We start from the raw sequence: 1,389 nt of genomic DNA, 5'->3' as shown, positions 1-1,389 counted from the left end.
TGTCTAGTCCTGAAATAGCGATACACAAAAAAATCGTTATGAAAGAAGGTCAAAGATCAGATTATGTAAAACGAACGCAGAAGGATTATTCTTTATCCTTTAAATTGGGCGTTGTTCAGGAAATAGAGCGCGGAGAATTAACGGCTCGTGAAGCAAAAATCAAATATGGTGTTCAGGGTGACTCCACGATTGTGAAATGGTTGCGAAAATATGGTACCTTCGATTGGGAATATCAAACACCGTTGCATATGCCAAAGAGTCAGGAACAGAAATTAATGGAGCTTGAACAGCGTATCAAACTGTTGGAGAAACAAAAAGCCCAGTTGGAAAAGCAGGTAGAGCAGGCAGATAAGAAAGTGATCATTTTTGATATGATGATTGATCTGGCGGAAAAGGAATATAAGATCCCTATCCGAAAAAACTCCTTGCCCGAACAATCAATCTCTACAAAGAAAAATACCAAGAAAGCCTAACGGCTACCTGTGGATTGTTCGGGATAAGTAGACAGGTTTATTACAGAAACATTCGTTCTACAGACAGGCGTAAAGCTACCGTTCATCAGGTTGTTGATCTGGTGAAGAAGGTAAGGCTTCAAATGCCCAGGCTAGGTACCAGGAAACTCTATTATTTATTGAAGGATGAATTAAAGGTACTGGGTGTTGGAAGGGATCTACTTTTCCGTATTCTTAAAGCCAATCACATGCTTATCATTCCTAAACGTCAGTATCATGTTACAACCAACTCCCATCATCGATTCAGGAAACATAAAAACCTGATTGTAGATGTTATTCCTGATAGGCCTGAGCAAATCTGGGTATCTGATATTACTTACATTGGTGATCGGACTAATCCTATGTACCTGGCTTTGGTAACCGATGCTTATTCAAAACAGATAATGGGTTATGATGTGTCTGATAGTCTGGATGTAAAAGGATCTATTAGGGCGCTTAAAATGGCTGTAAGAAACAGGTGCTATAAACCAAACACACTGGTTCATCACTCTGACCGAGGACTTCAGTATTGCAGCAACCAATACCAATCACTACTTCAAAAGAGTAAACTTAGGTGTAGTATGACAGAATCGTATGATCCGTATGCAAATGCTGTTGCCGAAAGAGTTAATGGAATACTGAAAGCAGAATTTATAGGTTATAATCCCACGTATAAATTACCTGTTATGCAACAACTTGTAGAAGATAGTATTAGAATATATAACACGTGTAGACCTCATTACTCTTGTTTTATGAAAACTCCAAGACAGATGCATCAACAACAGGAAATTAGAATAAGAACTTATAAAAACAAAGATCCCAGCAAACATGTGTTTGCTGGGATATAATTATTGTTTATTTTAGTCTAAAACCTGTATCGGTTATTTAGGACTAGTCA

The 1,389-nt window shown here is 37.9% G+C and carries 1 protein-coding gene and 1 pseudogene; both read left to right on the top strand.

The features are described 5' to 3' along the window. Positions 1-473 (top strand): annotated as a pseudogene (locus tag ABDZ97_RS12220) (hypothetical protein); the annotation flags it as partial. A 14-nt stretch (positions 474-487) separates the two neighbouring features. After that, positions 488-1,339: an IS3 family transposase gene (locus ABDZ97_RS12215; RefSeq protein ID WP_343788052.1), complete on the top strand. Its 852-nt coding sequence runs from the start codon at positions 488-490 to the stop codon at positions 1,337-1,339. Positions 1,340-1,389: the final 50 nt, after the last annotated feature.

It is taken from the genome of Wandonia haliotis, assembly GCF_039523435.1.
GTDB classification, from domain to species: Bacteria; Bacteroidota; Bacteroidia; order Flavobacteriales_D; family Crocinitomicaceae; genus Wandonia; species Wandonia haliotis.
This window is presented reverse-complemented; position numbering and strand designations above follow the sequence as displayed.